At 42.6% G+C, this 23,236-nt stretch carries 16 protein-coding genes and 2 pseudogenes; 6 read left to right on the forward strand and 12 right to left on the reverse strand.

The window, feature by feature from the left end; all coding sequences use genetic code 11:
• The 10 genes and pseudogenes from ACM0OZ_RS32370 to ACM0OZ_RS32415 all read right to left on the reverse strand — a co-directional run.
• A pseudogene (locus ACM0OZ_RS32370) lies at nucleotides 1–1,060 on the reverse strand (hypothetical protein); the annotation flags it as partial.
• A gap of 59 nt (nucleotides 1,061–1,119) precedes the next feature.
• The gene (locus ACM0OZ_RS32375) at nucleotides 1,120–3,444 is read right to left on the reverse strand and encodes an OmpA family protein (protein ID WP_414586936.1); all 2,325 of its coding nucleotides are present in this window, start codon (nucleotides 3,442–3,444) and stop codon (nucleotides 1,120–1,122) included.
• A gap of 3 nt (nucleotides 3,445–3,447) precedes the next feature.
• Nucleotides 3,448–7,377 carry a hypothetical protein gene (locus ACM0OZ_RS32380; protein WP_414586937.1) on the reverse strand — a complete coding sequence of 1,310 codons (3,930 nt, stop codon included), beginning with the start codon at nucleotides 7,375–7,377 and terminating at the stop codon, nucleotides 3,448–3,450.
• Nucleotides 7,374–8,297: a hypothetical protein gene (locus ACM0OZ_RS32385; protein WP_414586938.1), complete on the reverse strand. Its 924-nt coding sequence runs from the start codon at nucleotides 8,295–8,297 to the stop codon at nucleotides 7,374–7,376. Before ACM0OZ_RS32385 ends, ACM0OZ_RS32380 begins: the two co-directional genes overlap by 4 nt.
• 59 nt (nucleotides 8,298–8,356) lie before the next feature.
• A complete protein-coding gene (locus ACM0OZ_RS32390) occupies nucleotides 8,357–8,530 on the reverse strand; it encodes a hypothetical protein (protein ID WP_414586939.1) in 174 nt (57 codons plus the stop codon).
• Between the two features lie 1,693 nt (nucleotides 8,531–10,223).
• Nucleotides 10,224–10,868, reverse strand: coding sequence for a heterocyst differentiation related protein (locus tag ACM0OZ_RS32395; protein ID WP_414586940.1), 645 nt, complete (start codon nucleotides 10,866–10,868; stop codon nucleotides 10,224–10,226).
• Nucleotides 10,869–11,233: 365 nt separating this feature from the next.
• Nucleotides 11,234–11,362 (reverse strand): annotated as a pseudogene (locus tag ACM0OZ_RS32400) (tryptophan synthase subunit alpha); the annotation flags it as partial.
• A 358-nt stretch (nucleotides 11,363–11,720) separates the two neighbouring features.
• Nucleotides 11,721–12,038, reverse strand: a complete 318-nt coding sequence (locus tag ACM0OZ_RS32405) for a DUF3007 family protein (RefSeq protein ID WP_414586941.1) — start codon at nucleotides 12,036–12,038, stop codon at nucleotides 11,721–11,723.
• Between the two features lie 24 nt (nucleotides 12,039–12,062).
• Nucleotides 12,063–12,275, reverse strand: a complete 213-nt coding sequence (gene ndhL / locus ACM0OZ_RS32410; protein ID WP_414586981.1) for an NAD(P)H-quinone oxidoreductase subunit L — start codon at nucleotides 12,273–12,275, stop codon at nucleotides 12,063–12,065.
• 919 nt (nucleotides 12,276–13,194) lie between these two features.
• Nucleotides 13,195–14,112 (reverse strand): lysylphosphatidylglycerol synthase domain-containing protein, encoded by a 918-nt coding sequence (locus ACM0OZ_RS32415; protein WP_414586942.1) that lies wholly within the window; start codon nucleotides 14,110–14,112, stop codon nucleotides 13,195–13,197.
• A gap of 676 nt (nucleotides 14,113–14,788) precedes the next feature.
• Between ACM0OZ_RS32415 and ACM0OZ_RS32420 the strand changes: the two genes are divergently transcribed.
• Together ACM0OZ_RS32420 and ACM0OZ_RS32425 are read left to right on the forward strand one after the other, a co-directional pair.
• A complete protein-coding gene (locus tag ACM0OZ_RS32420) occupies nucleotides 14,789–15,331 on the forward strand; it encodes a DUF6658 family protein (RefSeq protein ID WP_414586943.1) in 543 nt (180 codons plus the stop codon).
• 105 nt (nucleotides 15,332–15,436) lie between these two features.
• The gene (locus tag ACM0OZ_RS32425) at nucleotides 15,437–16,174 is read left to right on the forward strand and encodes a hypothetical protein (RefSeq protein ID WP_414586944.1); all 738 of its coding nucleotides are present in this window, start codon (nucleotides 15,437–15,439) and stop codon (nucleotides 16,172–16,174) included.
• Between the two features lie 260 nt (nucleotides 16,175–16,434).
• Here ACM0OZ_RS32425 and larC read toward each other — a convergent pair whose 3' ends face one another.
• Nucleotides 16,435–17,757 carry a nickel pincer cofactor biosynthesis protein LarC gene (gene larC, locus ACM0OZ_RS32430; protein ID WP_414586945.1) on the reverse strand — a complete coding sequence of 441 codons (1,323 nt, stop codon included), beginning with the start codon at nucleotides 17,755–17,757 and terminating at the stop codon, nucleotides 16,435–16,437.
• A 118-nt stretch (nucleotides 17,758–17,875) separates the two neighbouring features.
• Here larC and ACM0OZ_RS32435 point away from each other — a divergent pair, with 118 nt between their 5' ends.
• Nucleotides 17,876–18,538 (forward strand): L-threonylcarbamoyladenylate synthase, encoded by a 663-nt coding sequence (locus ACM0OZ_RS32435; protein WP_414586946.1) that lies wholly within the window; start codon nucleotides 17,876–17,878, stop codon nucleotides 18,536–18,538.
• A 180-nt stretch (nucleotides 18,539–18,718) separates the two neighbouring features.
• On the opposite strand, the gene ACM0OZ_RS32440 is transcribed toward ACM0OZ_RS32435, so the two are convergent.
• Nucleotides 18,719–18,916: a hypothetical protein gene (locus ACM0OZ_RS32440; RefSeq protein WP_414586947.1), complete on the reverse strand. Its 198-nt coding sequence runs from the start codon at nucleotides 18,914–18,916 to the stop codon at nucleotides 18,719–18,721.
• Between ACM0OZ_RS32440 and ACM0OZ_RS32445 the strand changes: the two genes are divergently transcribed.
• The 3 genes from ACM0OZ_RS32445 to ACM0OZ_RS32455 all read left to right on the forward strand — a co-directional run bounded on the left by ACM0OZ_RS32445 (nucleotide 18,915) and on the right by ACM0OZ_RS32455 (nucleotide 22,890).
• Nucleotides 18,915–20,135 (forward strand): HetZ-related protein, encoded by a 1,221-nt coding sequence (locus tag ACM0OZ_RS32445; RefSeq protein WP_414586948.1) that lies wholly within the window; start codon nucleotides 18,915–18,917, stop codon nucleotides 20,133–20,135. The two genes, ACM0OZ_RS32440 and ACM0OZ_RS32445, sit on opposite strands and share 2 nt — an antisense overlap.
• A 789-nt stretch (nucleotides 20,136–20,924) precedes the next feature.
• Nucleotides 20,925–21,770, forward strand: coding sequence for a DNA adenine methylase (locus ACM0OZ_RS32450; protein ID WP_414586949.1), 846 nt, complete (start codon nucleotides 20,925–20,927; stop codon nucleotides 21,768–21,770).
• Nucleotides 21,763–22,890 (forward strand): type II restriction enzyme, encoded by a 1,128-nt coding sequence (locus ACM0OZ_RS32455; RefSeq protein ID WP_414586950.1) that lies wholly within the window; start codon nucleotides 21,763–21,765, stop codon nucleotides 22,888–22,890. Before ACM0OZ_RS32450 ends, ACM0OZ_RS32455 begins: the two co-directional genes overlap by 8 nt.
• Nucleotides 22,891–23,236: the final 346 nt, after the last annotated feature.

Genomic DNA, 23,236 nt, shown 5'->3' on the forward strand with positions numbered 1-23,236 from the left:
CAGGTTCTCCTGCGTCTTGGACGCCGTTGCCGTTGGTGTCGGTGTAGACTGTATCGCCAATTGTACCTGTTCCCGTCGGCACACAAATTTGTATCTGAGCTAAACCAATGGTTTCATCCTGTAAAGGGTTACCGAATTCTGTTCCTGGCTGGTAGAGAATCTGAATTCGAGTCACTGCACCAGATGGCGTAGCTGTAACATTACCAAAGCTTTGGTTAGGGAAAGCATTTTCGTTGATGCCTTCTGCAACGTTGCCAGTCACTCTAACATACGTAGGTTGGCTAACAGGAGCCAGCGTCACGCCGACGGGTGTATTACCATTGGCAGCTGTCACTGTAACTCTATCTTGGTAAATATACGCAATATTATTTATAGTATCGCGTGCCCCAGCTCGGTCAACATCTAACAAAGTGAGGGGGGATGCCAAGGTGACTGGTTGTGAAAAGTTAATGGTGAGGGTCGCACTACTACCGACTGGCGCTGGTCTGTCAAAAGGCAAGTTTGGATCTTGACTATCAAGACCGATATTGAACCTTAGATTTGGTCCAGGAATGCCACCGTAAACATCTGAGGCTGAGGAAATGGATGTTTCACTTGGATCGATAACTTGACCAGAGGCGCTTTCAGTAAAGCTGAGGGTAGCGCTGATTCCGTTAATGCTCAGGTTCTGACTAACAATTCCTGCAAGGTTGTTGGTTGGAGTCCATTGTAGGGTTTGTGCCGTTGTACCAGCTGGACAACTAGTGCCTGGTGTTGTCTGCGCCAACGCCTTGCCACCTGAAAAGTTCCCTACTATTGGAACCTGCGGCAAGGCGAAAAGCAGAGTAGCAAGCGTACCCTTGAAAGTGAGAAGACGCACAACTTTTTTTTTAGTTTTATTTAATACATGAGCCACAGCAAATTCCCTATGCCCTGCCGACAGGCTATCTACTTCAAAGACTTGGCGCGAAAGCCAACGAGAAGATGGGGCGATTGCGCGTTCGCGGTAGCGTGTCCCTTCGGGACTCAGCGCACTGCCCTTAGGGGCGATCGCTTTTAGGTGCTGAAATAAAGCTTTCATGAGCTTCTAGACTTTGGACGTGTGGACTGTGAACTATGGAGTTTGGACTATAGATTGGACTATCTTCTGCCTCGTCGCCTCTCAATTTGTAAATCATCTTCTTGTTCTTCAATAATCAGCTCAATACCTCTGACATCTCTAAAGATGATTTCAACACGGCGATCGCGCGCATAATCAACAACATCCGTACCACCCGGAACCTTCCTCTGGCTTTCGCCAAACGAGCGGATGGTCATCCGTTCTGGTGCGATACCCTTACGCAATAGATAATTTCTCACAGACAATGACCGTCTTCTACCCAATGCTTGGTTGTATGCGTCGCTGGCGCGGGGGTCTGTATGACCTTGTAATTCGATAACGATGAATGGATATTGCTGCAAGACTTCTGCCACGCGATCGAGAACAGCCGCACTGTCCTGACTAATAAAAGATTTGTCTAGAGCAAAGTGAACGTTGCGCGGTACTCGTAGCCGGATAGGTTCGGGTGGTGCTGGCGGTTCAGGTGGTGCTGGTGGTTCAGGTGGTGCGGGGCGTGAAGTACACTGCGGAGGCAGAATCTGCTGTGGTTTGCCTGCTGGGGCGGAGTTGGGTGAAGTGCCTGTTGTGCCACCTGTTGTGCCAATAAAGGCGCCAACAGCGGGTTCAGATGTGCCGTATCTGGGGTCGGTGGCGATCGCACTCACGATATCCCCAACCTGTAGATTTTCTACCGCCACGCTAAAATTACCCTTTTCATCCACCTTTGTTGTTGTCAGTGGAGTCGTTAACGCTCCGTAACCTTGTTGATAAAGTGCCTGTCTTCCTGTTTGATAATCGCTGAGGCGATAAATCGTCACCTCAGAATTGGGGTCAGCTTTTCCTTGTAATGTCACACTGTTACCAGCAGGAACAAACGTTCTTGTGGTGAATTCCGGAGCGTTAATGGCAGCATTACCTGTATCCTGACGGCGGTTAGGGGAATTTCGCTTAGGATTGGGACCATCTCCCCGTTGAAAGTCGTATACGTCTTCCGGATCTCGTTCGGTGTTGAGGTCAATACTTAAGCCCTCGAGTGCAGCAAACCCGTTGTTTTGGATAATATTGCTCTTGGTATTGGGAAAAGCCGACACGACAACCCCAGGTCCAGTTTGATTGTCAATTTGGTTACCTATGACCTGATGGTTGCTACCCATCAGGTAAACTGCTGCTCGGCGCAGACGCCTGCCGTTGTAAGTGATACGGTTATTTTGGATTCGTACATCCCCTTCTGGTTTAAATAAATACACTCCAGCACCATCATTGGCACAAATTAAGTTGCCTGTAATTTGGGATTTGTTAACGACACCTTCTATCCGTAAGGCATCCGGCATTCCAGCAAGCCCATTTCCAACAATAATGTTTTCGCTAACTACCGTATTTTCCCCACGAACGGAAGTAATAATCGCGCTGCCTTCGTGGTAATAAATACGGTTGCGCCGAATTGTTGCCCCTTGGGAATTAAAAACGTAAATCCCGAAAGCCGATGTATTATCGGGCAATCTTTCATCAACCGTCAGCCCCAACCAATTGTTTTCAATAACAACGTTTTTCGGGGGAACATCCCTGTTATAAAAAGGAAAGTCATCGTTGGGGGGCTGCTGTCTCTTGGTGTTGGGAGGTGGCAAACGATGGGAAATCACAATATCCCCAGGCGGTGTCGTCAGCGTCACTGGCTTAGGAACGCCATCGTAAATCAGCAGGTTTCCGAGTTGCTGCTTGATGGGGCTAGCATTGAAGCCGTAAAGGTTCAAGCCGCGAATTGTTACGCCATCTGCGACAATAGTCAAACCGCGAAAGATTTCTGTGTTTGGTGCGGGAGCGATCGCCACCAGCGGAACGGGGATGGCAATTTCAGCAGTTGCTGAAGTTGAAGCATCGTATCCAGGCTGAGTCGAACCATCTATGACTAATCCTGGAGATGCCAAATCTGGCAGTTGTCTCTGTAACTGGATAGCCGTCGCACCCGCAGGGAGATTAAACTCGATGCGACTCCCCCCAGTCGTTGGTTGGATCTGCGCTTTTTCTCCACTGCTGAGTCGCTCAACTGGTAGCGTACCATTGACAACCTCAATTGCTTCCCGCAAAGTCAGTTGCTCATCCGGTTTGACATCACCATCTTGATTGCTGTTAACTACAACCCGGAAGGATGAGGGAGATGAGGGGGGTAGTTGTTGTGAAACATTCCCCATTCCCCGTTCCTCATTGCCCAATTTGGGTGTCTGACTGAATGCAACATCTGAAGGTAGAAGGTAAAAACTCACAGGAAGTAGATAAAAAATTTGCCTGGGAATTTTTCTTTTGTTCTTCCTGACTTTGGTAAAAGCACCCTTGAAATTTGGTAGCCACTGAACTTTCAAATTGGTCATCACTCACTCCTCTCCACCTCGGAAACCGCTTAAAGCCTGGTGTTTTCTGAGGCTGTCAATTAGCTGTAGGATTCTGGACTTTTGTGAATTGGTTTGGGGAACTGCTAGCGCTTGTATCTGTTTGAGACGCTCAATAAGTTTGTTTTGAGGTGTCTGAGATTCAGTTGCAGATGGCGCTTGTGTTTGTTTCAAACGTGAAATGAGTTTGCTTTGAGGTGTTTGTGATCTCGTGTCAGGTTGTAACTGAGATATTGGTGACACTTCAGACTCTTGTTGCTGCTTGGGTACAGGCTTTTGCAATCCAAAACCGCCCAAAAGCTCATTCAACTTCAAGCTGATATTTACGTAAAAACCACCCTCAGAACGGTAGCCAGTAAAGTCGCGGTCATCCACACTGCCAAAGCTGTAGCCCAAACCAATTCGTAAGTCTGGTGTCAAATAATACCCACCTTCTACAGCAACTCCGAATTCATCGTAGTCAGTACCGCTATTGGAGTTTTGACCAATCCAACGTCCTTCGACGGCTAAGTCGGTGCGATAACCCAGCCTGTAAGTTGTCCGCAGTTGCGCCAAGTTGACACTACCGTCGTATCTCTCGCCATCTAAGAAGGTGACACCATTGCGCAGAGCATATTTGCCGTAGAATTCCCATCGCCAGTTAGGAGCGTAAATGGCTTCTGCGGAAAAGACATGACCTGTTGCTGTAGAACCTGTGAGCTGAGTTTCCGGAATTGAGTCATAATTTTGACGCCATTCGTATTTCAGCAAACCATTGAACTTATCATTACTAGGGTCACGGTAAGCTAAACCAACTCTCAGGTTGGCTGTGTCTCCGAGTTCTTGGAATCTGACTCCTGAAACGTTAATACCGGCAGAAGTCGGCAGAAAGACATTTGCTTCACCCGCTTGTTGAAACCGGACTAACGCAGTTAAAGCGGGGGTGAGTTTACCCGCAGCCGCTGCTGAGATGACGAGGTTATTCCCTTCATCTCCGTCTCGATATTCAAATCGGGTGCTTGCTTGGAAATTAGGATTATCAGTATATTCCAACCCCAGGCTGTAAACAGAACCAGAAAACAGTCCTAGGGTAGATGCTGATTGACCAATCGCATAGTATTGCTCGTACTGAGGACCCGCAGCAGTGCCGTTGAAGATATTTTTGAAGATGTATTCGTAACCGACGTTGGCGCGTAAGCCAGGAGCGATCGCCCACCTGTGATTTAGTCCCACAGCGCCTTGACCTTGTAAGCCGTTGTATGCATTTAGCACAGAATAACGACCTGTCAGAGCGGTATCTTCAGAAAACTTATGGTCAACAATCGTATCCAGGGTGGTGATCGAGTTGCCTCGGAGTAAGCTGGTGTCATCGTAAAACTGATGAGCCAATCGTAATGTCACACCTGGAAAGGCTTTCCAGTCCAGCCCTAAAGTTGTGCGGTTGGGATACAGTGGGTCAGAGTCGCCCAAATTGAGTTCATTTAGAGCTTGGAAGGTCAAAGTTTGAGTTAATGGCAGCTTCAGACGGGATACCAGCTGATCGGCATCCGCATCAAAGCGATCGCTCACACGGTCTTCACGAGAACGGTTAACATAGCTCAAACTCAAATCAGCAGCACCCAGCTTTTGTAGAATTCCGGCGCTGAAGGTTCTGAGTTCGTTGTTGACGCTTTCACCAGGACGTGCTTGTGGCTGGGGATCGAATAAGTCAAAAAAGTCTACAATTCGACTCGGAGAGGTTCCATAGTTTTCTTCGTAGTCGTAAGCTGCTATCAAGCTTGTGGTGTCAGTTATCTTGGCAAGAGCCGACGCTCCGTAGCGGGTTTGTCCGGCGACAAAACTAAAGGTGGCATTGTTGGCGAAGCCTGGCTCAACTGCGCGGTAGTAGGCTGACGCTTGGAAACCACCAAAGTTACCAACAGCCTCTAGGCGGTAAGCATTACCATTGATTTCCCGACCAGTCACCAAGTCATTGTTAGAACGAGCAAACTCCCCGACAATCCTACCTGTATTGCCGAAAGATAGAAGGAAATCCGCTCCATACAGATGAAAATCTTGAGCGCCTTGGTCTTCGAGTAGGTAACTCGCGCCGAGGAACGATTTGGTTTCCAGTGCTTGCGAGAAGTTGTATTGTAATCTTCCAGCATAAAGGCTGGAGTCTTCACCGCCTTCGTTTTGGTAGGTGACAACAACTCGCCTCACCAAAGAGCGATTAAACGGGTCGAGTTCCGTTGCAAAAATAGAACGGCGAAACAGAAGTGTACCGCGATCGTAGTCAATTTCGTAATCTGGACCGCGAAACAGTTGTTTACGCTCAATCACCGTCCCAGGACGATTGATTTCTTCTGCTTCCAGATAAACGGTTTCACTCCCTGGAATCAGGAGACGTTTTGATAAGAAATAGTTACCACTGGTGCCATTAGGTACAAAAGTATCCCGTTGGAAGCCCTCAATATTGTTGGCATACATCCCAGTGATCTGGAAGTTGCCTAAGTTGTAGTTTGCTTTAAAGCCGTGTAACTGCCGAGAAGTGGCAGTATATAGCTGAGACCCTCTGGCAAATTCTGCTGTGTTATAGTCCCCCCACATGAAGTAGTCTGGTTCTGCCCCCACTATGGAGGGTGTGCGCTCAAAGCGAGCGTAAAAACTATCTATAGAGGGAGTGGTGGGAGTAGAAGTAGAACTATCGCCGTAGACGGGATAAGGTTGTTCGCAAAACTGAGTACCACCAAATAAGCGGTTTCTACCTTCGCAGTCTTCGTTAATCGGGCGATAGCTATTAAACGCTCCTGTAAATAACCACTCCCCTACTTGACCCGTGGCGAAGACAGAAGCCTTGAAATCAACCGTTGTGCCATCATTTATTTTTTCTGGGTCAAGAAAATCCCGAAAACTCCCCCAATAATCAGTGCCACCTGCACCAATTCGCAAATTCACGACTCCTGTTACCAGTGATGGACGGAGATAAGTCGTAAATTCTACTTGGGTGTAAGCCTCAATTGGGGTCTTTTTGAAGTTGTTGAATACAGAAGTCTCTGTTTGTTGCTCAAATGGTGCATCTCCCAGAATCTCCAGTTGTCTGGGCGCTGGGGATTGTTTTCTAATACTGTCTACCGCTGCCCGAATGCGGACTTGTTGAGGTTTGATGTCTGATTGCAGCGTGGCGGTGAACTCACCACCCCGTGCCATCACCTGAAAACCGCCTTGGTCTTTATCTTGGTCTGCTCCAACAAATTTCCCTGCACTCGTGGTCAAAGTCACCATCACATCTTCGCGGATGATTTGACCGTTTTCATCGGTTATTTGCCCAGAAAGCTGAATCGTAGAGCGCCCATCCGCTTGAACGCGCGGGTCGGCTACAGGTGCAATTTCAATTTTGACTTTGTTCTGGGTAATCGGCTGTGAAGGTACAGATGGCGCACTATTCCCCGTTGGAGGGGTTTGTGAAGTGGAGGGAGTCGGGGGAGTCGGGGAAGTAAGGGGAGATGAGGGAGATGAGGGAGATAAGGGAGATGAGGGAGATAAGGGAGATGGGGAAGCCGGGAAAGCTTCAATTGATTGGGACAAAAAGAATGATGAGTGAGATGAGGAATTGGGAAGTGCAGGAGACAACAAAGTAAATTCCTCCTTGTCCTCCTTGTCCTCCTTGTCCTCCTTGTCCTTCTTGTCCTCCTTGTCCTCCTTGTCCCCTTGTCCCTCTGCTTCCCCTAGTTGGAATGATGTCACTGTCTGCCATTGATCTTCCGTTGGCACACTGGCGAAAGCAGCGTTGGAGAACCTTGCCTCTGTACCAACAAAAGAGGGTAAAGTGACTGCTATCAATGCTGGTAAAATGCCTGCACTCCCCTTAGTGACTAGGGAAAGGTACAAAATTTGGCTGTTGTCGGTACTGCCAATTTTTTTGGTAAATGTTTTTCCTAGCTTTCTTGTTTTCATCGCTTACCCTCTGAAAACGCCGGCGTAACTCCAAAATTCACCCTAACCATACTGCTGGGTGCTAATTTCACCAGGCGTGACTGGCTATTCCTTTCTATGAAGTACAAGTTAGGTGCCAGTGCGTAACCTGGTAAGCTACTCAAGTCCAGCGTTGCTGACCGATAACCAGAGATGACGTTTGGCAAGGAGAACAGACCCTTTGCATCGGTAACGATGCGATTGCCATCATCCATGTAAATAACGGCATTTGGTATTCCAGGTTCGTTCGGTTGCTGTTCTCCGTCAAAGTTTTTATCAACAAACACCCGACCAATCAAGGTGCCACAATCAGACAAAATACCTGGTCGAATCCGCAACAGATAACTAGCTTGATTACTTGTTAAGTTCCCAGAACTGGCTTGTGCCAAGTTTCTTCCAGTTCCTCGAACCGCATCTGGTGTGACTTCGGCGGCGTAGACAACATTCAAAGTCTGGTTTGGTTGCAGTCCTTCTTGTGAGGTTATTGTCACCGTCCGATTTGAAGCAGTGTTCGCGCTCAAAGACACAGGTCTATCTCCTATAGAACCTTTAAGCGACTTGGAGACAAATCGTAAACCTAGAGGAAGCCTGTCTGTAATCGTCAAATTCGTTGTCGCCGAACGACCTGTATTTCTAATCGCTAGGCGATAAACGACTGTGTCGCCTGGTTCGGCTGCAGCTCTATCACCTGTTTTGATAATCTCCAACGCAGCTTGACCCGCTCTAAAAGTGACGGGATTAGAATTTACTCTTTGTGGGAGATTGTCTGCACCACCATTTGCAGTGTTCGGGATTATCCCTGTTTGAGCAACAGAAGGGATAATTTTATAAGTAAAAGCACCTAAAAAGGTAAAGGCTAAAAAGAGGCTCCTATGCCTCAGCCATGAGGATATAGATGTCATTGAAGGCATCAAGCAACAGCAGAGGTTTGTCTAACGTTTGGGTTTTCAACCAAACACGTTTAGGTTTTTAACCAAACAACATTAGAGTTGTCGCCAAATAAGAATTTGTATTCCAAAGCCCCTGATTTCTTAAGGTCTAAAGCCAAGAAAAGGTTTTTAAGCGACAAGTTTGTTGTTTTTCCTGTAACTTTTAAATTTCCTTGCTCCCAATGCATCGTATCAGTAAAAGCCACTAAGGTTATCCGTACTTCCGTATAATTGCTGTTTCTTCACGATTCTTTTCACAAAATCTTTAAATAGATTTTTTGTGGAGGGAGCATATTTCAAAAAAATGTCTGTCAATGATCAGCAAACCAACTTTTGCTATCACAGCAATTGCAGTTTTCGTTTTACAGCGTTTTTCGCTCTGATTAGACCACAAATCGTAGGGGAGCCAGTGCTCGACTAGGGTTTCCCGGCAGCCACGCATCTGGCGTTGGGCATTGCCCCCTAAAAACTTGCGTAATAACATTTGAGATATTGGTAAGCAATGCTCACCTTACAGGAAAGCGCTGTAAAAGATATACACATACCTCGAAATCAGAATTTCATTAGAGATATTAGGCTTGTTTAAAAACAACACCACAAATGATCCTATGAAATCTGGTTTATGCAGGTATTATAGTGTCATGCAACAAGTACATCAAAATGATTAAGCAAAGCGTAGGTAGATGACTATTTTCTTCCGTATTTGCTCACATTTTGCTGAAAGCAGCTTGTTAATCTCTTGAGAGATTTACGCCTTATCTTTTGCTTTTGTAAGACAAGAGGCTGGCTATTAACCTGCTGTTGATACCATTGCATTTTTTTCATTATTATGCTTTGCAAATTCTTTAATTTTTTTACTACCAGAGCATAATTATGCAACATTATTGTGCAACATTTCCCTGTGCAAACACACAAGTTTCTGGCTTTATGAGGTTTAGCAGATGAGCACCATTGATGATCTCAGTGAGATCTATTCACGCAGATATCATAGAACTAGCTGTGCAGGAATTGCGTGAAAAACACAAAAACAACCTGCACAAAGAGTGCTATTTTCTGCGGTGCTACCCAGATGTCAACAATCTGCCCAAATAATATCTTCAAAATACTAAATTCTAGAAGAATGGGCAACTCAAAGGAGCATGAATTAGGTAACTGGTAAAGCCCAGCATAAACCTAATTCATGCACAAGAGAATCATCAGATTTCTCAGTGAATAAATACGTTTTAGAAGAATAATACAGTAAACGGGAAACGATGCACCAGTTTCTTTAATCGAATCTTGATTTTTAAGCAACACATCAATAATATGATTTAGCGATTGGCTTTGCCACTGCACTTTGTGCAATCGCCTCGTCGAGGTGTACTCCGTGCCAATGCGGTGCATGGGCACGACGCACTCGCGTTTGCGCCCATGCGCGGCTTTCTGTAGAAGCATCGCCCGAAGCAATCAGGTATCTAAGAATTTATTTTCGGTCTTTTCCCTATCCGGGTCTTTACAGAAAAACATAAAAGTTATAAACAAATCACTTGTTAATCTTTGCTGTTTTCATAGAAAAATCTGATTTATATGTCTGTTATGCGGTTGCGATTTCAAGGAGAAACTGGTTAAACAGCAGTGCTAAAATTTGTCCAACTATATTGACCTTTTTATCTAAATATGATAATTAATAACGCTTGACACGCAAGAGAAGACATTTTACTTTTTCTGGAATCAAGAGCTACATTTGCTTTAAAAACACAAAATCTTATCGTGGCAGATATCACCTTGATAATTCCACAATAAGAGTGCTTCAATTCACATTGCGACCGTTGTAAATTCAGCACAATTTTATAGGCTTGTCAATAGCCTATAATCAATAGCTCTTTGTTCATCAGTGTTAGCTGTTAAGTGTTGAAACTTTTAATACGTATCGTCGTATTCTTGTGCTTCAACTCGTCTGACTTCGCTACGAGGAGGCAGAAACTCAGTGCGACGTACGGGAGCCAGCGGTGGAGTTGGACCGTTATAGGGATGAATAACTTGTACGGTACGAGTGGGACGGTCTTTTGGTGAAAACAAAGCCAAGACACCAGCGACCACAATGCCACCCCCTATCGTCAGAGTTATGCCTCCCACCGCCCAAACAACGGGAGAAGACCACCAGCGATTTTCAGACTGCTGCTGCAACTGGGCTACGTTTTGGTTCTGCTGCTGATTTAATTGAACTTGGTAGTTGTAAACTTGCTGAAGTTGGGACTGGAGTTGTTGGACTTGAGTTTTGAGATTATTATTTTCGTTTTTAAGTCCCTCATTTTCCAATCTGACGCGTTCCATTTGCACGCGCTCTTCAGTATTTGGGTTGACTGGGGCTGGATTAGGATATGGTTGCCCAGGATAAGTCGCAGTTGGCGGCATCACTGCTGGAGGCGCTACCACAGTCGTTGGTAATTGTGAGGTAACTGTATAGTTAGGTTGTAGGGAACTCCCTCCTGCCCCCTTAAGTAACACCAGAGCCGCCAGCCCAGCTACGGCAACTCCACCAATAAATGCCATACTCTCACTCATCGCCTTTTCCCCTAAAATGCGACGAAACTACAGCTATCGCTGCCTGACACTCTCTCACACTCATAAAAATCATAAAATTTATGACCTACTTGTTTTCACATAATACCTAAACCTTTAGTCGCGGTATAAGGCAGTTTTTTACCGCTAGATATCTGCTTTATATATTCAAGACGATATTGGTTAAATTGTCTACCAAGTAAGGTAAGAAAAGTTCGCTGTTACAGTTTCTTAATCTACTTTTTAATCTACCTCGCTTGATAGAGCAACCTAAGTAATTAAGCTTAGATTAAGTTGTAGTTATGGCTGCTTGAGACTTTGACAAAATTCAACAGATGGGATTTAGTCAGTGTTGCGGTGTGTATGATTGCTAAACGTTTCACAAAAGCGCTGCCTACTATAACTGCATCTGCTCTCCAATCTCGTACCTGACGACTTTGTTCTGGTTGGGAAATACCAAAGCCTACATGAATCGGCTTATCAGTAAGACCAGGAATCTGGCTTTTGAAAATCTGGTACTCGCGCTTCTTTGAAAGCGATCGCCCGTATGTGCCCAGCCAGTCTCCGACTGGCTCCCTGAACGGAGTTCAGGGGAGGCACGAAGTGCCTCGGGCACAGGGCGCGCTACGCGATGGCACGCAGTGCCCGCCAGAGGCGATCGCACTTACCTACTCGCGTTCGGGCGATGCTCCGGAGGAGCCGCCCTCGATACCGAGGGCGCACAGCGCACCTGGAGTAGGCGATTGCGCAAAGCGCAGTGGCAAAGCCAATCGCAAACTGGGAGTCGTCGCTTGCAGCATTTTCAGCACCTTCTCCAACGTTGTTAAGGGTTGGAGAAGGTGCTGCTGTGGACTCCTACTCCTTATTCCCTACCTGCTTTTCTTGTTCTATTTCGGCTTGAATTTTCGCGAGTTCTTCGGGACTGAGCTCTTCCAAGCGCTTCTGAAAGTAGGCTTGTTCATATTGTTCGCGTTGTTTGTGGTAGGTCATTTTTTTTCCCACAGCACGGAAACCATAGCTTAGCAACCAGCCAATCAACCCAACAAATAATAAAACTTGGCTCCAAGTACCAGCTTCCAAGTTATCTACGCCTACTAATCGCAGTAAGACATATGCCGAGCCGCCGGCAACAAAAATTCCCAAGCCAATTCCGATAGCGTCAATGCGTCGCATGAGAGTTATGACCTACCACTTTCGTTAGACTTCAATTTGTCGCCGTCTGGGCCGCAAGTTCACAAACGGCGATAAAAGCAACAAACCCGGAAAGAAGAAGAATACCAAAAAGTACATAAAGCCACGTTCTACAGAGCTAGCCACATACCAGCGTACGTTTAAGTAAAACAGGACGGCTGCTGGTACCACCACAAGATAAGCTCCAGCCAAAATCAGATACACTAGCGCTACAACCATAATTTCTTGGTTCTTAAGTAGAAAAGACCTGTTGGTGCTGTTTTCCATCATAGGCTGAATGCCTAGCCTCTTGAAAGCATTGTTGCCCCCAGGAAGATTAAATAATAAAGAGAAAAAAAATTGCTTGATCTGGCTTGTTTTTTTTGCTCTTTTTTCTAAATGTGATGCTATAATAAACAACCAGTGCTATGATGCACAATATATGAGTGCTTGAGTAAGCATCTGTAAAGGTGCGACAAAAAATGTAAGACGCAAGTCAGGCAGAACACTTGGCTAGGGGCGTTCCCCGAATTCAAGAAAGTGTCCGTGACACCTAAAAGCGCAGTTTCATCTCAAGAATCTCAAATTTTCCAGCAAAAAGTGCAAAATTGGACAAAAAACGCATTTAATGCTGGAATAGATGAGGAGGATATTTGCTACCTCCACAAAACAAGTGACTCCTAAATAAGTTAGGGGGTGTGGCGGAATGGTAGACGCTACGGACTTAGATAACTGAGCCTTGATGGAGAAATCCAGCAAGTGACTGCTCTCAAACTCAGGGAAACCTAAATCTGGTAACAGACATGGCAATCCTGAGCCAAGCCGAAAAAAGAAAGATAGAAGACAGAAGATAAAAGATAGAAAGTTTTATTCTTTCTTCACTCTTCATCACTCTTGACTCTTTTTAAGGAAGGTGCAGAGGCCCGACGGGAGCTACCCTAACGTAAAGTCGAGGGTAAAGGGAGGGTCCAATTCTCAAAGCCTGGTTAGGTGAATTAACCTGTAAGGCAGTAGTGAAAGCTGCGGGAGAATGAAAATCCGTTGACCGTAAAAGGTCGTGAGGGTTCAAGTCCCTCCACCCCCACTAAAAAAATTCAAAATTCAAAATTCAGAATTCAAAAAGGAATTCAGGAGAAAAATTGTGCTGAGTCGCCTGAACTCATGACTGAAGACGGTGTTCGTCGAGCCAAGCTAAGCCAGCACCAGCAGTTTCAGCGAGAATGCTCACCAGACGATACAGACCAGTTGCGCTGATCAGCACTGCAGTAGGAAAGTGTTGCTGTAAGAGTGCGATCGCAGTGGCTTCAAACACACCCAAGCCACCAGGTGCGCCTGGAACCACTAACCCCAGCAACCACGCGAAACTAAAAGCACCAAGCAATAAAGGAATTTGGCTCAAGTTCAAAGGACTCAACGCAAACAAAGTTAACATAAATCCTGTAGAGCGCAGTCCCAAAAAACCTAATTCTCCTAGTAAAGGGCGCAGAGGATATTGTTCAAGACTCAAGGGAACTGCTTGTGGGGTATCGTCCGTAGACTTTTTTGCCTTTATGCGCCCCAGTAGGCGAGTTGCTCTATTCAAAAACCTGGGATGGAGAACACATAGCACTGCCAGCAAACCCAGTAGTTGTACTATGAGCAGGATGATGGTGGTTTTCCCAGCCATAAATTGACTGCCGACTAGGACAATAATTAAAGCAGCAGCTGCCATCAGTAGAGGTTCTAGCAATACACTGAGAGTCGCTGCGCCAGTAGAAACATTTGCATTTTTTGCAGCCACAATTCTTCCGTAGTAATGCCAGATATTACCTGGTATATACTTAGCAATATTTGTTTTTAAGTAAACTTGAATAAACTCTAAAGAGTTAACAGGTTGATTTAATTCTTTGAGAACCCAGCTCCATACCCAACCTGCCCAAGTATGTGCCAGTAAAGTGATACCTGTGGCGATCAAAAGAATTGCCCATCCTACTGCATCAATATGGATGGTCATGACTTCTTGCCAGTTATCCTTAAGGGCTTTTGCCAAAAAAAACAATGTCCCACCTAAAATTACCCACCGTAAAATTTTCTTCATCTTTTTAGTGATTTCACTTATAAATTTGCTGAATAAGTAAATACATCAAATATAGAGGATATCAGCCGTATATCCCAATATATTCAGGAAAATTGCTCAGGCATGAGTTCAATATATGTAGCTATTTTGACTGAGCAGCATCACCAAGTATGATTTCAATTTTTACATAAATGAAAAAGTTATATTAATTGATAAGTTTTACTTTCAAAATGTTAAATTTTGTAAAGATACAAGGTAGTATAGGTGTATCATTTAGCATTGATTTTGTTTTCTAAAAATTAGCTTAAATAAATATAGTCAAAAGTATTAAAATGGTAAGATTATTATTCTTTAACAAGTAAATCTCGCTAGCATAAATTAATAACTAAATATTCATATACTATTTAAAGCAAGCAGAATCGACATAAGTAAATTAAAAGTTAATTATAGTAACTTATATCTCTCTAAAGTTAGATAGTAACAGTCAAAAATTGCTAAGAAAAATGTGACCTTTGCTAGAGGCATTGTTTGCTCTTGGCTTTGTAGTCTAAGAAATTGTTGGTCAAATATTAGAAAATTGAAGCAAGCAAAAGTATGATGGTGCCTTAACTGCTAAACAGAACCATACAAACCTGTTAAGCGAAAATTTTGCTTGTTGAAAATATTTTTCTTGTTTGTTGTTGATTAGGAGGAATCGGTGAAGAGTTTAACTTCTTTTATAAAAAAACTGCGTCTACGTCAATTTCTGACTGTATTTTTGGCTGGGCTATTGTTGATAGTAAGCACGGCTTGTGGTAACGCAGCTAATACTCAAGGTGCAAATCCAAATAATCCTGCTGTGCAAGCTGGCGGTGCAAATAATCCCTATAAAGGTGGTGGGGACAAGTATACAAACGAGAAAATGTCCAAGTCTGGACTCGACCAAACTAGCTTACAGCTAGACCCACAAAAACTTATTGCCACTGCTGTTAATAAAGAAGGGAAACTTTACCCTGGCGCTGAAACACCAGAAGGCAGAGCATACGTAGAATCAGAATTGCCTATCAAAACTGAGAAAAACATAGAGAAGCCTGAACCAGGTGGTTTGATTCAGCGTGAGGGAGATGTTGGCGAGCGAATTCAAGACAGACTTGATACTGTTGGGAAAGCATTTCAGGATGCTTCAGGGTTTTTGAAAGACAAGGCAGATGAAGCAGCTGCTAGACCGGAATTACAAAAGAATCCAGCAGTGGGTAAATAAAAACCATTTTTTGGATTCAGGTTTGAAGTAAATCCAAGGACAAAAATACCAAGTTAGTTCTTGGTTAACGTTTGACTTTGTCATACAAATAAAAGGAGTCGCACTGTGAAAAAAGCCATTGCTTTGTTAAAAAACATCCGCCCGCTCAAAGTTTTAACAGCTTTTATGGCAGGAATGATCCTGTTTTTTACACAAGCTTGCAATTCTGTAGCTGCAACAACGCCTAGCCAAACTGCACCTGGTCAAACTGTACCTCGTCAAACTATAGGAGAGGAGCAACATGCACGCCCTAATTCCGAAGTGTATGTTCCAAAAGGAACTAACATCCTTTCTCCTAACGAAGGTGGAATGAACAATTTCAGTGATGTAGACCCCAGAAGACAGGGAGGCGAGGTAAAAGCCAAAGCTGAGGCTCTTAAGCAAAATGCTGAACAAAACGTCATAGACGAAACAGCCAACATCGGAGAAACCACGCGCCGTATCCTGGATAAGAAAGGGGACAACGTTGAACAAATAGGCAAGAATCTGCAGCAAAATGCTCAAGAGACAGCAGATAAAGCTAAGAGCAGTGCTACTGATTTTGCACGTGGAACCAGCAAAGGCATTGAAAATATCAAAGACAACACCAGCGATGCTGCTAAGGGTGCGGCGAGAAATGCTCAGGGTGCAGCGGACGATGCAAAGTTCAATGCTCAGCGCACTGCTAGTAAAGCAGGCGAAGCAGCCAACACAACTTTGAGAGATGCCAATACCAATGTTGGGGAAAAAGGTAAACAGGCAGCTGAAAATTCTGGGAACTTTTTGGAAAAGGTTGGTAGTGCAATCAAAGATGCTGTGGATTAGTTCATAATCAATCCACCTTTATATGCTGCCAGACTTCGGAGTCTGGGGCGACACGAACTAAGCCCGTCTACGCGGGCTTTTTTGCTATTTTTAGCTATTAGTCTAGTAGTTGATTGCATTAATTATGATGGTTGTATAAGTTCGTAGTAAGGAATGCGCGTCCACGACTGTTTGAGCGAAGACAGCGCTCACTAGGAAGCCTTCAAAACTAATGCGATAGAGCATGAGTCCCCTTTTGGTTCTACACAAGCGGGGAGAGGTTAGGAGTGAGATTTTATTTTTTGCGTGTACCAATTCTGTAGTGCTAGCCGCTGAATTTCTCGCCAAGCAACATTCTGTTTTCGCGCCAGTTCTGCACAGTCTTCGTATTCTGGTTGCACGTTAGCTATTACTTTATCGTTTGCTTGTCCCGTCCAAGCAACCTTAAGGCGGACAACACCATATTCAGTTTCTACTTGTTGAATTTCCCGTTGGAGAATAGTGCGTTCCTGAGTTGAATGACGAATTCCCAAAGTGGTGGTTTCACGAAATAAAACCGCTTCACAGTTATATAGATTTTCTGGATAACAAATGACTGTCAACAAAATTCCCGTACGGGATTTTTTCATACCTACAGACTGGGTAAAAACATCCAAAGCACCAGCGGCAAATAATGCTTCAAACACATAACCTATTACCTGCGGACTGAGGTCATCAATTTGAGTCTCTAAAACTGAGATAGTTTCTAAAGTCGGGCTAGTATCCCTGGCAACAGATTTTGTTACGGATTTATTTGTGAAACCGACAGTTAATTTATCTGTTACATTTGTTGCTTCACCAAGCCACAAGCGCAGAATATTGGCAATGGGTAGATGAATTGAACCGGCTCCCAATCCTACTTGTTTAACGGTCATAGGGGGTGGAGAACTAAATTCTACGGCAAGGGTTGTGGCGATCGCCGCTCCGGTTGGTGTCACCATTTCGCGTTCAATGCCGTTACTATATACTGGACATCCGCGCATTTCCCATAACTTCAAGACTGCTGGTACTGGTACTGCCATCTGTCCGTGCGCCGCCCGCACTGTTCCGCCACCAGTAGGTAACGGTGAGCAGTACAGTAAAGGTAATCCTTTATCATTACTCTCGATACCCAACCAATCTAAACCCAAACAAGTGCCAACAATATCTACAATTGCATCAACAGCACCGACTTCATGAAAATGAACTTTTTCTGGTGCTACACCGTGTACTGCCCCTTCTGCGACTGCTAGTTGCCGAAATACTGCCAAACTCCAAGCTTCGGCTCGTGATGGTAACCCAGCTTTAAGAATCATCTGCTCGATTTCTGGCAAGTGGCGTCCGTGATGGTGACTGTGTTCGTGATCGTCGTGATGATGATCGTTTACTAAGTCCACATAAACTTTAGTAGCCTGTTGACCATTACGATGAACAAGTTCTGCTCTTAATTGATACTCATGCTCAATCCTTAAGGAGTTCAGTTTTTCTGTTAAATATTCTAAGGGAACACCCAGACTAACCACGGCTCCTAGACACATATCACCAGAAATACCTGTCGGACATTGAAGATAAGCAAATTTAGTCATAATTTAGTCAGTAGTTAGTTGTTAGTTGTTAATTGTAGAAACGTGCTGAATGAAAGCATCTGTACATTCGTTTGTTGTCAAAAAGTACCACTAACCACTAACCTCCTCTCCCACTTTTATGGCAAAAATTTTCCAAGTCCATCCTGATAATCCCCAAGTCCGGCGTATAGAGGAAATACAAGCAGCACTGCAACGTGGCGCAGTGATGCTTTACCCTACGGATACAGTTTATGCTATTGGTTGTGATTTAAATGCTAAATCAGCAGTAGAGCGAGTGCGGCAAATTAAACAGTTGGCAAATGATAAACCACTAACATTTTTATGTCCCTCGCTTTCTAATGTAACGACTTATGCTTATGTAAGCGATACAGCTTATCGGATGATGAAAAGCCTCATTCCAGGACCGTATACGTTTTTGCTACCTGCTACCAAGTTGGTGCCACGACTGGTGCAAAATCCCAAGCGGAAAACGACTGGAATTAGAGTACCAAATCATACCGTGTGTAAAGCTTTATTGTCAGCGCTGGCAAATCCGATTATTTCAACTTCGGCACGTTTACCACCGGATGATGAAATAGATAATGAATCCAATGGGATGCAACCACAACCTTACTTATCGCGAGTAGAGCTATTTGACCGTTTGGACAAATTGGTAGATGTGATTGTGGACACTGGTGAGGAACCAAAGTATGAAGTTTCTACCATTTTGGACTTAACAGGAGAAAGACCAATTATTGTGCGGCAGGGTTTAGGCTGGGAAAAAGCAGCGGCATGGGTATAAATATTAAACTACACACGCTCATCTGTCAATTTCGCAAAAAGAAAGCCACTGGCTCCAGTTTTCAGATTGTCATACCTACTACATTGGCAGGAGGTATGACTTAAATTGCGATAAACTTAGAACCAGTAAGCATTTGGAGTACTTTTGCGTCATGGCGGTTCTCCGTGTGCAAGTTACTTTTTAGTGGCTTGTGAAAAAACCGACACACTGCCAAGACTGTAACTTTTTCGGATCTTTTACAGTCATATGTGTGAGCAGTGCTGAGGGCGACTCTTGATGGATGAAAATCATGCAAGAGATTCGCCCACTGGCGTATGCCTTGGCAGTGCTGTCTTGTGCATTGTCGTTACGGTGCAATACCACTTGTAGAAAAGTCATGAAAGCAAACCTCGCCAATCTCGCCACGTCTACACCCTCTTTAAACCGCGACGTTTCGACTGAACAGCCAGTTCAGGTAGATGCTGATGCTCTAGTGCAACTGCTGTGTAAGGAAATGCAACTTCAGGTAAAAACAGCACCTAGGTGCGTGCAAGCTGTAGCAAAGCGCATAGCTAAAGAAGTGGAACGGATCTGCAACAAAAGCTCCCGTATCCAAACCTCAGGAGAAATCAAGTCTTGGCTGGTCACTTTGGCAAGGCATCGTTTACAAAAATGCCTGCGTTACTATCAATTGGGTTCAAAAAAAGGTCGCGTAGAATTACATAGTCAACTGGGCGCAATGGTTTACCGGCACATTACGACATCAAACTCCGAGTTAGGGTTTGAGGCTCGTTACAACCTGATTGAAGATTTTTTACAGGCATTTTATCTGGAAGCTATCAAGGCTTTCCGGCGGGAAAACGAACTACCTGAGGATTATACCCCGCGTACTCAATTGGAACTCGCAGAATACATGGGGTTTACAGAGCAGTATGCTAAGCGCCGCATCAATTTACCTGGCGGTAATAACCAGCAGTTAGTTATATTGCGTGCCCAAGGTTTTGCCCGTCGTTTGCCTCAGGAAACAACTGTAGATATCGAAAGCGCTGTTGAGTCCGCCAAGAGCGAAGAAGCAGAATCTTATCAGCGCAACTCAGCAGTTCAACAGGTTCGCTCTCAAATGATTGCACAACCTAACTTTGACCCTGCTGAACAGTCCGAGCGCGATCGCGTCATCTCAGAACTAGTAAAATATCTAGAAGCTCAAGGTCAATCTGACTGCGTAGACTATCTATCATTAAAACTCCAAGATTTCTCAGCACCAGAAATCGACCAAATTTTGGGTTTGACTAGCCGCCAGCGCGATTATCTGCAACAGCGTTTTAAATATCATGTAGAAAAGTTCGCCAAGCAACATCACTGGCAGTTAGTACATCAATGGTTGGGGGCAGGTTTAGAACATAAGTTGGGTTTATCCTCCCAACAGTGGGAAAGATTTTTGAGTCAACTTTCTGAACAGCAGCAGCAAATCTTGCAACTCAAAACTGCAAAATACAGTGACCAAGCAATAGCCAAAACAATCAAATGCACTCCTAAACAACTCCAAAAGCGCTGGACTCAAATGTTAGAAATGGCATGGGCAATCCGCAACGGTAACACTGAAATTCAGATAGGCTAAAGTCTTGGTAACTTGTATCAACAAATAAAGCAACGTTATCTAGTTTCCAGACTTTATCCTGTTTGTTTAAATGTTAAACATAAATTATTTCTTACTTCTTATACTAATTCTCCATGAAGATGCACTTGATATTTTTTAAACGTAGACGCGTAACAGTGTGCCTGAGGCTACGACCAAAACGCCTTAGACGCGCAGCGGCGTGCCATAGGCTAGCACGTTAAGAATAAAAGAGTAAGTATTAAGTGCTTTTTTTACAGAGAATTAGTATTATAACTAAGAAATCTACCTCTCTCCTTGCTAAAAAAATTTTCCTTTTCTTCCCTTTGCTTGGAGGATGATGGCAACAAATGGGCAGTAGCAGGGTTAAAGAGTTATCGAATGTTGCAGCAAAAAGTAAATGAATCTTAGGAGCCGCACAGAAATAACTTACCTGTTTTAAGAAATGTAAGCCTTGATTTACAAGACTTTCAGCCATTAAAAAAGGTAACTTATTCGTGCGGTGTTGCTTAAAGTTGATTTATAAAGTAAATCTTAAGTAGGATGGGTTATGGCGCTTTGCAACGGCGCACCGTTATATAAGATGGTGCATTAACAGAAAGCTTTATCAGTTCCAATTATCTTGATACGCCCAATATTTATGATAGTTAGATTCAGTGGCATGAAACTATTATTAAAGTACTATGGTCGAAGGATATATGGAATAGCTGTAATATTTATGAGTCAGGTTACTCTATTTATAGTACTATAGTACTATAAATAGAGTAATTTAATGATTTTTTAGGTCAAAAAATGGTCTCAGTAAATAAGCTAGTAAAACCGTTTCTGAAATGGGCAGGAGGGAAAAGACAGCTTGTTCCATTAATTTTAGAAAATTATCTTCCTAAAAATTATAATTACCAAACCTACTATGAACCTTTTCTTGGCGGAGGAGCGCTTTTATTTACTTTGCAACCTAAGAAGGCTGTAATTAATGATAGTAATGTTGAATTAATAAATTGTTATAAAGTTATTAAAAATTCAGTGGACGAACTAATTGATAATTTAAAACATCATAAAAATAATGAGGAGTACTATTATACTATTAGAGATTGGGATAGGGAAGAAAGTTTTCAATATAAAACACTAGTACAACGAGCATCAAGAATTATTTTTCTGAATAAGACTTGTTACAATGGCTTATTTAGAGTTAATTCTCAAGGACAGTTTAATGTGCCTTTTGGTAAATACAAAAATCCAAATATTTTAGATATAGCTGTTTTAAAAGCTGTAAATAAATATTTGAATGATAACCAAATTACAATATTAAATTTAGATTTTCAAGACGCTCTTAAAGATGCTCAAAGAGGGGACTTTGTATATCTTGATCCCCCTTATGATCCAGTTTCAGATACTGCTTCTTTTACTGGCTATGATGTAAATGGATTTAATAAAGATGAACAAATCAGGCTAAAAGAGACATTTGATAATTTAGACAGGAGAGGTTGTAAAGTTCTATTGAGCAATGCTTATACAGACTTCATTATCGACTTATATAAAGATTATAAACAGACAAAAATATCAGCAATTAGAGCTATCAATTCAAATGCTAATAAAAGAGGTAAAGTAGACGAAATTTTAGTAAAAAACTATGACTGACTTATCGAATAGAAGACAACGTTCTAAAAATGATATTGCCTGGGAAAAGTTATTTCAAAAATATCATATTATAGAAAATATATCTAAACAAGGTTTTTTTGAAATAGACTCTGCAAGTATTAATGAATTCAGAGAAAGTAGATTAATGGCAAAGTTTGACCATCATGCTAATTTACCTGATATTTTTAAAGACCATAAACTTTCTATATTATCTATATCTAGAAATAAATATATAATTGGCACGTTTGATTCTTATTTAAATGTTACATATGATGAAACTTTAGAAGTAATTCCTGTAGATTTTCCCAAAGGAATAGAAAGTATAGACTATACAAATTTATATTCAGAAAGTGCAGCGTTAAGTTGTGCTTTTAATATAGGTATCATAAATGATTTGATTAACGCTGAGGAGTTATATCATACAGTTTATGGACGAATGTCTACAGGTACATTTCAATTTTATATAAATAACATAGTAGATGATACCCAATATAATATTGAAGTTAATAATGCTCAATGTGAAATAGATGCAGGTTTTGAAAGCGAGCAGTACTTTCTATTATTAGAAGCTAAATTATACGATGTAGATGATTTTTTAGTTAGACAGCTATATTATCCATATAGGCTTTGGTCTAGTAAAATTCCAAACAAGAAAGTAATTCCAATTTTAATGACTTATTCTAACTCTAGCAATATATTTAGCTTTTTTATCTATAAAATAGATGATATTTTAAATTACAATTCAATAAGATTGGTAGAACAAAGAAACTATGTGATAGCTCCTGAAATAATAACACATGAAGATGTCTCTGAAATTTTTAAATCTATTACTATAGTTGCTGAGCCAAATACTCCATTTCCACAAGCAAATAAATTTGAAAGAATCATAGATTTACTTACACTTTTACTAGATAAAGAATTAACAAAGGAGGAAATTACAGCAAATTATCAATTCGATGAAAGACAAACTAGTTATTATACCGATGCAGCTAGATATCTTGGCTTAATGGATAAGTATGTAGACCGCAATACTAGAGAAACAACATTTCGTTTAAGCAATGAAGGAAGGCATTTACTAAAAAAAAGATACATACAAAATAAAAATCCTATCTTTAATTGAAAAAATTTTGCAACATCAGGTTTTTTATAAAACTTTTGAATTTACTCTTTTATATGGTTTCATTCCAGATATTAGTGTAATCCGTCAAATTATGCAGTCCTGTAGTTTAAATATAAATATTACAACTATTAAAAGGCGGTCAAGCACAGTCCGTGGATGGATAGGATGGATTGTAAATATGCTATCAGAGGAATAAAGGATGAAAATATATAATCAAACTTAATGCCAAAAAAGTTATTTATCAACGCTAACTTCAGAGTTAGCTCGTACATGGTAGTAATACACTTTTTTTTGATTGTGTTGGCGGTTGACGATCCTTAATATAAGAAAGCTAATTAATTCATTC

This window comes from Scytonema sp. PCC 10023 (assembly GCF_963920835.1).
In the GTDB taxonomy this organism is placed as follows: Bacteria; Cyanobacteriota; Cyanobacteriia; order Cyanobacteriales; family Nostocaceae; genus Kalymmatonema.

Excerpts from the sequence above, each read along its gene's own strand:
- ACM0OZ_RS32380 (WP_414586937.1), bottom strand. The coding sequence starts at position 7,377 with ATGAAAACAAGAAAGCTAGGAAAAACATTTACCAAAAAAATTGGCAGT.
- ACM0OZ_RS32375 (WP_414586936.1), bottom strand. The coding sequence starts at position 3,444 with ATGACCAATTTGAAAGTTCAGTGGCTACCAAATTTCAAGGGTGCTTTT.
- ACM0OZ_RS32395 (WP_414586940.1), bottom strand. The coding sequence starts at position 10,868 with ATGAGTGAGAGTATGGCATTTATTGGTGGAGTTGCCGTAGCTGGGCTG.
- ACM0OZ_RS32415 (WP_414586942.1), bottom strand. The coding sequence starts at position 14,112 with ATGAAGAAAATTTTACGGTGGGTAATTTTAGGTGGGACATTGTTTTTT.
- ACM0OZ_RS32445 (WP_414586948.1), top strand. The coding sequence starts at position 18,915 with ATGAAAGCAAACCTCGCCAATCTCGCCACGTCTACACCCTCTTTAAAC.
- larC (WP_414586945.1), bottom strand. The coding sequence starts at position 17,757 with ATGACTAAATTTGCTTATCTTCAATGTCCGACAGGTATTTCTGGTGAT.
- ndhL (WP_414586981.1), bottom strand. The coding sequence starts at position 12,275 with ATGGTTGTAGCGCTAGTGTATCTGATTTTGGCTGGAGCTTATCTTGTG.
- ACM0OZ_RS32455 (WP_414586950.1), top strand. The coding sequence starts at position 21,763 with ATGACTGACTTATCGAATAGAAGACAACGTTCTAAAAATGATATTGCC.
- ACM0OZ_RS32440 (WP_414586947.1), bottom strand. The coding sequence starts at position 18,916 with ATGACTTTTCTACAAGTGGTATTGCACCGTAACGACAATGCACAAGAC.
- ACM0OZ_RS32450 (WP_414586949.1), top strand. The coding sequence starts at position 20,925 with ATGGTCTCAGTAAATAAGCTAGTAAAACCGTTTCTGAAATGGGCAGGA.
- ACM0OZ_RS32405 (WP_414586941.1), bottom strand. The coding sequence starts at position 12,038 with ATGCGACGCATTGACGCTATCGGAATTGGCTTGGGAATTTTTGTTGCC.
- ACM0OZ_RS32385 (WP_414586938.1), bottom strand. The coding sequence starts at position 8,297 with ATGACATCTATATCCTCATGGCTGAGGCATAGGAGCCTCTTTTTAGCC.
- ACM0OZ_RS32435 (WP_414586946.1), top strand. The coding sequence starts at position 17,876 with ATGGCAAAAATTTTCCAAGTCCATCCTGATAATCCCCAAGTCCGGCGT.